This is a genomic window from Enterococcus sp. LJL51 (assembly GCF_054871795.1).
Map to the genome: position 1 here is coordinate 70,648 of NZ_JBTXLW010000018.1, position 7,941 is coordinate 78,588.

Genomic DNA, 7,941 nt, shown 5'->3' on the forward strand with positions numbered 1-7,941 from the left:
TGTTTTTAGACTAAGGGACATAGTCCACTTGGCCAGTGACTTTTTTTCATCCAGCTTTTTTCTGAAAGCTTTATCAAACATGCTGAAGCTATTCGTCTCCCATACTCAGAATTGCCCGAATATCTTCTTCAGTCAATTTGCTAAGCTGCTGCTCGTTTCCTTGGATAACCTTCTGAAACAGCTCTCGTTTCTCCTGTTGAAGCTGATCCATTTTCTCTTCAATCGTTCCCTCGGCAATCATTCGATAGACTTCAACGACTTTTTTCTGCCCCATCCGATGGGCTCTTCCTGCTGCCTGTTCTTCAACTGCCGGGTTCCACCAAAGATCATATAAGATAACCGTATCGCCGCCGACAAGATTCAGTCCTGTTCCGCCAGCTTTTAATGAAATTAGAAAAACATCTCTTTCACCTGCATTAAAGGCATTCACCATATCTAACCGGTCCTTTGGATTGGTGCTTCCTCTCAAATAGAAGGTTTCCAATCCCATCTCATGCAGCTCCCGTTCCAAAATAGTCAGCATACTAGTAAACTGTGAAAACAGCAGAACTTTCCGATTATTTTCTTTTGCTGTCTCCAAGAAGACTTTCACTTGTTCCAGTTTTCCAGAACTTCCTTGATAATCATCTAGAAACAGACGCGGATCACAGCAAATTTGCCGCAGTCTGGTCAAACCGGCTAAAATACTGATTCGATTCTTTTTAAACGCATCCTGATCCATTTGACTGACATCATCCTGCATCTTTCTAAGGTAAGCAATGTAAACAGCTTTTTGTTCCTCTGTCAGTGTGCTATATAAATTGTTCTCGATTTTCTCTGGAAGATCCGCCAGAACGTTTTTCTTATCTCTTCTTAGAATAAAGGGACGTACAATTCTGGCAACTTCCTCCGGCTTCATTTCACGAAAAGACAGTTTTTTCGGCAATAATCCCGGAAGAATAATCTGAAAGACGGACCAAAGCTCGTCCAGAGAATTTTCGATTGGGGTCCCGCTCAACGCAAAACGCTGTGGAATCATCAGCTTTCTCAACGCTTGTGCAGTCTTTGTCCCACTGTTTTTAACCATTTGAGCTTCGTCAAGAATCAAATAATCAAAAGCGGCATTTTCATACAGCTCGACATCCTGTCGAAAGCTGTTATAAGACGTTATAAGAATATCCTGCTGGTCTGCAGTAGCTAAAATTGCTTGACGTCCTTCTTTTTGTCCAGTAACTACCACTTCCTTCAGGCTGGGGGCAAACTTCTTAAGCTCTGCAGACCAGTTATAAATTAAACTGGCAGGTGCCACAATCAATGCCGGATGCTTCAAACGCTGTTCTTCCTTCTCAGATAAAAGATAGGTAATCATCTGAACTGTCTTGCCAAGACCCATTTCGTCAGCTAAAATACCACCAAACCCATAATGACTCAGCATCTTCAGCCACTTGAATCCTTCAACCTGATAGGCTCTCAGCTTCGCCTGCAGTTTTTCAGGAAGGGATACATCAAAGGCTTCCGGATGAATCAAATCAGCCACCAGCTGTTGGAACGACTCTGAAAAAACAGCCCGGCTGTTCCCTTCCAACATACGTTCCAAAATCATTCCTTGGCTTTTCGGCATTCGAACCGTTCCCTGCACATTTTTCATCGTCTCGCGAAGCCTTGCAAGAACTTCACTCGTTTGATGGAATTCTTCAGAATCAAAGGACAAAATTTCCCCAGATTCCAGTGTATAAAATGAATCATTTCTCAATAGACTGGCTAAAGCCGCATCAATTTCGTTCTCATCCACTCCAGCAATATCAAAACGTACATCCAGCCATGAATCCGACTCAGCTACTTCAATAAGAGGCTGATGACTTTGAGCGTCTAGGTACATCTCTCGAAGCTTTTTCCCCATCAGCACTTCACCAAGACGACGAAACGCCGGAATTTCTACTTTGAAAAAGTAATATAAACGTTCTCCAGCAGGCAATTTTTTCTCAAATCCTGCAGCAGCTTTTTTATAGGAAAACTTTTCAAAAAGCTCAACAGCAGTCTGTTCTCCGCGGATGTCTCGAATGACCTCTTTCCCCTCCAGCTCGTTTTGATCAGCGTTTTCCTCTGTAAAAATTGTCTCACCATAATGAAACTCAACCTGCGCATTGACTTTATCTTTTAGCTTTCTAAAAACAAACTTCAATTTCAGCGGTTCAATCAGCAGCTCCTTGTCAACAGCAGCTTCAATAGCAAGATGTCCGATTTTTTTTAAAAGAGGGGTTACAGAGCTAAATAAATCAGAAAGCTGTTGGCGTTCATAGATGATTTCCGCCTTTTCCATCCGTTTTAGCAGCTGAAGCAGCATACTATAGATTTCTTCCTGCTCTCTTGTAAACAAATAGATGGTTTCTCCTAAAATTCCCCAATGGTAATGACTCAGAAATGGGTTAAAAAGCTGTTTGATTTTCAAAATAAAACGGCCGCTGTCAGCCTTTTCAACTGTGAACCGCAACGGGAATTTTTCTTTGGAAAAGCTGACTTTACGCAATTTTTGAATTCCGGTATTCAGCTGAAGCGAGCCAGACTGACTCATTTGACTAACTAATTCCTGAGCTTGCTCTACAGGCAGAATCAAATAGCGCTTATCGATTTTCCCCTTAACCTGAACACCCTTAGCTCCCATAAGCTGACTCGTTTGATAAATATCTGCCAACCGACTTAAAATCAGGAGATCTTCCGAAGAAAAGGCTTCATGAATCAGCGAAAAGCTATGCTGTTTGTTGATACCAAAGCTTTCCTCTTTTTGAAATTTTTGAAAAAAATCGCCAATATTCTTTACCACATAGGTTCGTCTTTTCCCGTCATTTATACCAATACGTAAGGCAAGGCCTAAAAGTGCCAGCTCGGGATAATAATTATTTGTTTCAATGCCTTCAATGAGATAATCAATGACTAGCGATTTTCCTGTTTTCTCTTCCAGCAACGGCTGCAGCTTAGCAAATCCTTTTGTAAACATTTCTGCATTTGATGCTTTTTTCTCCACACCTATAAGCGGCTGCTGATTTTTCATCATTCTAGGAACACCCTTTGCTCTCAAGTAAAGCTCAACAGCTACTGTATGCTTACAGTAGCCTTGCTCCATCCAATAAGGGCATTCACAACGGTCCTGTTCTTTTGGTCCGCCATCCAGCTCGACTAAATAAAGCTCACTGCCGAGCACTTCACCGTACCATATCTGCTTTTCCCAATCTGGAACAACCGAGAGTACTCTGCCTTCATTTAAATATTCCCGTCCCCGACTGATGATTCGATCCGGTATGCTCCACTTCATGTTCTCACCCCATCATGTCTAATCTACATCTCTCTATTTTACCACAGAAAGAAGGATATAGAACAGCATATGAGCAGGTTGTCTGCCTCGTTCTAATCACCGGCTATCTTATCTTCATCTCATGAATCAAAATCCTCAGCTTCACCTCGTAATTATTTATTAATCAGCAAACATTTTTTCTATTTCAAGTCAAAAAAGAAAACACAGCAAAACGGCATTATCCGTTTTGCTGTGCCTTCCAAATCCGAGCATATATCAAATACTCTCAGAAGCCGTTCTTTTGAAAATAAGCTGACATTCACAAACTCCTAAAGATTAGCGACTAATCGCTCAAAGATCACTGGAATATTCTTTTTTTTACTAACTCAATCATTCTTTTCAACTGCCTCTACAGTTAAAACAGCAGCTAACTCCGAACTGAAAATTTGATGCACTAATCTAATGCATCAAATTTTGCTTTCATTGTTGGATTCTTTCGTACTAGTTTTTTAACCGTCAAATCCTCAGCCTTATTATTAGCAAGCCGCAGATTATTCTCTGATGACAGCAGCGCCTCTTTGGTCTTCTGTAGGTGGTTTATTGTTTTATCAATTTCATCAACCGCTGTCTGGAATTTCCGGCTGGCTAACTCATAATTTCTTGCAAAGGCTGATTTGAAGGTATCTAAATCCTCTTCAAAATTTGTGATATCAATATTTTGTTCCCGCATCAAAGCTACTTCCTGCTTGTATTTCAGGGAGTTCATTGCTGCATTGCGCAGTAAGGTAATAATCGGAATAAAAAACTGAGGACGAATAACGTACATTTTTTCATACGCATATGAAACATCGACAATGCCATTATTGTACAGCTCATTGTCTGCTTCCAGCATTGTAACCAAAATAGCATATTCACATTTCTTTTCCTGACGGTCCTTATTAAGCTCCTTAAAGAAGTGTTCATTTTTCTTCTTCGTTGCTGTTTCATCGCCTTCGTTTTTCATTTCAAACATGATTGAAATAATCTCAGTTCCCTGTTCGTCAAACTCCCGATAAATGTAGTCGCCTTTGCTACCTGTTTTGGCATCGTTATCTTTACCGAATTCAGCATTCGGAAAAGCGGTCATTCTCAACCGGTTAAATTCAATTTCACAATGTTGCTCCAAGCTTTCCCCAACCATTTTTGTAGACTGTTTGGCTTTAAAATCTTTATAAAAAGCGATAGTTTCTTCCTTCTGCTTTAATTCCATTTCATATTTTTCTTTGATAGAATTCTTCTCCAGCTCATTCTCTTTTTCCTGAAGAATAACTTTCGAGCTGAGCTCCATTAGCTCTTTATCTTTTGCTGAAACCACTTGTGTGATTTCCAGCTTCTTTTCATTTTCAGCAGCCTGAGCCTTTGCTTCCAGCTCTGCTATTTTTTTATCCTGTTCAGCAATTTTTTCTTTCATGCTGCTTTCTATTGAAGCAATAGCTATTTGCCGCTCCTGACCGCCTGCACTAATCTTAGCCTGCAGTTCGGCAATCTCTTTTTCTTTTTCAGACAACAGCCGATCAAAGGAGCTCTTAGCTTTTTCCTCCGCAAGTGCCACTTCACTCTTCTGCTGGAGCTTGGCTTGTTCCAGCTTCTCATGAACTTCTTCATTAAATTCTTTTGTCCGTACCTGATTCAAAATATCCGCGTAACTCGCTTCATCAATTGTAAAGGTCGTACTGCAATGTGGGCATATTATTTTGTGCATAGCTGCTTTTCTCCCTCATAAAAATTATAACTGAGCATCATTCTCTTCTATAGCTTCTTATTCTAACATGAAAATTCTACATATCAAAATACGCTTTTCTTCCCAGTTTTCAGGATGAATTTCCCAGCTTTCTGCATGTTGTCCGCTCAATAAAAAAATGAATGGGACATAACTCATTGAGTCACATCCCACCATCTGCAATTTGGATAATTGGCAGTCATCCTTACTTAAAATTCGTCTGAAAACTGCCCGAGAGCCCGCTGCTCTTCCAGCATGAACCACCCGCTAACACAAACGTTCTTACTACTGTGCTTCATATTTGAAGCTTGGATCCACTTCCTGATCTAAGGCAGCAAAGGCTTCATTCATTCGCCGCTCAACTTCGGCAATCCCATCTTTATCCATTTTCTTAATGTCACTGATATCAATCGGGTCGCCGAAAGCAACAGTAACTCTCTTACGTTTTAACAAATCTTTAAATTTCAGCGGTCCTTGATAAACAGAAGGTACGATAGGAACCTTTGCCAGTTTAGCAATCAATGCCACTCCGCCTTTAAGCTCCGAAGAATGTCTCGTTCCACTCGGAAACATAATCAGACTTAGCTCCGTATCCTTTAACGTTTTAATCGGTGTTTTAATAGCACTTGGACCTGGTTTCTCTCTATCCACCGGAAATGCATTTGCATGCTTCAAAATAAAACTTAAAATTGGGTTTTTAAACAATTCTTTTTTTGCCATAAAGCTAAATTTTTTCGGTGATCCTGCTACTGCTAAATGAAGCGGCTCCCACCAAGTTCTATGAGGCGCTACTAAAATGTAGTTTTGATTTTCTGGTAATCTGTCTTTTCCAACAAGATGTGTTCGTCCGTTAAGTATGAACAGAACAACGCGGACAACTCCCCGCATAAATGTAAAAAACATCGCTCATTCTCCTTCTTCCTGTGTTCGGTGACACGATGACCTCGGCTGATAAACTGTCTTATCCAGCTTTCAGTCTCCCCTCATAATACCATAGATATAATTTCCTGAAAATAATCTTTATCTGTTTTCAAAAAAACGTTTTTCAGCTTGCGAAACAAAGAAACACCTTGTATGATAGATATGCTTTGACTAGAAAAAGAAAAAGGAGGAATAGTATATGCTTCTGGAAGGCGAACGTATCGATCAATTATATGCTGATGATATCCAAATCATTCAGAGCAAAGAGGTTTTTTCCTTCTCAATGGATGCTGTACTGCTGGCAAATTTCCCTTCCCTACCAAAGAAAGGACTTATCGTTGACTTGTGTGCAGGAAACGGTGCTGTCGGGCTTTTCGCCAGCCGAAAAACCGCCGCTCAAATAAAACAAATTGAGCTGCAGCCCCGATTGGCAGACATGGGCGAGCGGAGTATTCAATTAAATAAACTAGAAAATCAAATGGAAATGGTTCAATTGGATTTAAAAGAGGCTCCTTCCATTATTAAACCAGATTCTGTTGACCTTATCCTCTGCAATCCTCCATATTTTAAAGAGCAGCCGGACAGAAAAACAAATCCAAACCCTTATTTAGCAGCTGCCCGTCATGAAATCCATACCTCTCTTGAAGAAGTAATTGCGGTTTCTGCAAAGCTCCTGAAAACAAATGGACGGCTGGCTATGGTTCATAGACCTGACCGTTTTCTTGATATCCTTGATTTCATGCAGTCCTTCAATATTGCTCCAAAAAGAATACAGTTTGTCTATCCAAAACCAGAAAAAGAAGCTAATATCCTTTTGGTTGAAGGAATTCTACGGGGGAAAAAAGATGGATTTCGAGTCCTTCCTCCATTTTATATCCAGGATAAAGCCGGAGACTATCACCCAGAAATGGCGGCCTTGCTCTATGGCAGATAAGCATTATTTTTATGTTCTTCATTGCCGTGACGGCAGCTTCTACGGCGGCTATACAACTGAACCTAAACGTAGAGTTGCTGAACACAATTCAGGAACTGGAGCAAAATATACTCGTGTTCCTTCAAGACGACCTGTCAAAATGATTCACTTGGAAGCATTTTCTTCCCGAACAGAAGCAACTAAGGCAGAATATCGCTTCAAAAAGCTAACACGCAAACAAAAAGAACGGTATTTGTCAGCGGCAGCTTTAGCCTTTACTATCCGCCCATTCGAAGAGAGTGATGCTGCTGCCGTTTCAGTACTAATGAAAAAAAACTTTTTAGAGATTAACAGTCAAGATTATCCTGAAAATCAAATGCTTGATTTGGCGAAGCACTATACTCCGCTAAAACTTCTGGAACAGACAAAAACTACAAATACCTATGTTGCTGAAGTAGGGGATACGATTATTGGAGCTGCCGGTATCAGCCCCTACTACAATTCGTTAACTGAAAGTATACTGCTAAGCTTTTTCGTTTCACCAGATTATCACGGAAAGGGAATCGGCACGGCATTATTCCAAACCATCGAAAACGACCCATTCTATAGTAGAGCAACTAGAATAGAGGTCGCAGCCTCTCGAACTGCTAGAGGCTTTTATGAGCGCCTTGGCTTTCAGCTAAAAAATCCAGCTCATCCTGAAAATGAGCTTGGCTACATCCAAATGGAGAAGCAAAAGAGAGGATGGGACAATAGTCAGAAGAAAATCTGATTATTGTCCTACTTTTTTAATTTTAGGGTACACAAAAAGCACACAGCCTTGTATGATTAAAGTGACCAAACCCAATCAAAAGGAGCGTGCTTTTATGTTTAAAGATTATACCATTAATCAAACGATTTTACCATTAGAGTTGGAACAGTTTATTCCTGAAACGGATGTCGCTTTTGCGGTTAATGCCTTAGTCGAAGCCATGCCGCAAACACTCTTTAATAAATTAGAAGAACAATTAGGCCGACCGGCCTACCACCCGAAGATGCTATTAAAAATTATTCTGTATGCGTATACTCAGCGTGTCTTTT

At 40.5% G+C, this 7,941-nt stretch carries 6 protein-coding genes and 1 pseudogene; 4 read left to right on the forward strand and 3 right to left on the reverse strand.

All coding sequences use genetic code 11. The annotated features are described in order from the left end of the window. Nucleotides 1–88: 88 nt before the first annotated feature. From ACYSNQ_RS14975 to ACYSNQ_RS14985, 3 genes are all read right to left on the reverse strand, one after another. Nucleotides 89–3,289 carry a DEAD/DEAH box helicase gene (locus tag ACYSNQ_RS14975; protein ID WP_426084388.1) on the reverse strand — a complete coding sequence of 1,067 codons (3,201 nt, stop codon included), beginning with the start codon at nucleotides 3,287–3,289 and terminating at the stop codon, nucleotides 89–91. A 433-nt stretch (nucleotides 3,290–3,722) separates the two neighbouring features. Next, on the reverse strand, nucleotides 3,723–5,009 hold the full coding sequence (locus tag ACYSNQ_RS14980; RefSeq protein WP_426084389.1) for a DUF2130 domain-containing protein: 1,287 nt from the start codon (nucleotides 5,007–5,009) through the stop codon (nucleotides 3,723–3,725). Between the two features lie 303 nt (nucleotides 5,010–5,312). Continuing rightward, entirely contained in the window at nucleotides 5,313–5,930 is a 618-nt protein-coding gene (locus tag ACYSNQ_RS14985; RefSeq protein WP_426084390.1) for a lysophospholipid acyltransferase family protein, read from the reverse strand. 217 nt (nucleotides 5,931–6,147) lie between these two features. Between ACYSNQ_RS14985 and ACYSNQ_RS14990 the strand changes: the two genes are divergently transcribed. The 4 genes and pseudogenes from ACYSNQ_RS14990 to ACYSNQ_RS15005 form a co-directional block, all read left to right on the forward strand. Beyond that, on the forward strand, nucleotides 6,148–6,882 hold the full coding sequence (locus ACYSNQ_RS14990) for a tRNA1(Val) (adenine(37)-N6)-methyltransferase (RefSeq protein WP_426084391.1): 735 nt from the start codon (nucleotides 6,148–6,150) through the stop codon (nucleotides 6,880–6,882). After that, nucleotides 6,872–7,117: pseudogene (locus ACYSNQ_RS14995) on the forward strand (GIY-YIG nuclease family protein); the annotation flags it as partial. The gene ACYSNQ_RS14990 and the pseudogene ACYSNQ_RS14995, both read left to right, overlap by 11 nt. Next, on the forward strand, nucleotides 7,115–7,633 hold the full coding sequence (locus ACYSNQ_RS15000) for a GNAT family N-acetyltransferase (RefSeq protein WP_426084394.1): 519 nt from the start codon (nucleotides 7,115–7,117) through the stop codon (nucleotides 7,631–7,633). The pseudogene ACYSNQ_RS14995 and the gene ACYSNQ_RS15000, both read left to right, overlap by 3 nt. Nucleotides 7,634–7,727: 94 nt before the next feature. Then, nucleotides 7,728–7,941 (forward strand): transposase (locus ACYSNQ_RS15005; RefSeq protein WP_461731384.1); only part of this gene is annotated, 214 nt, incomplete at its 3' end.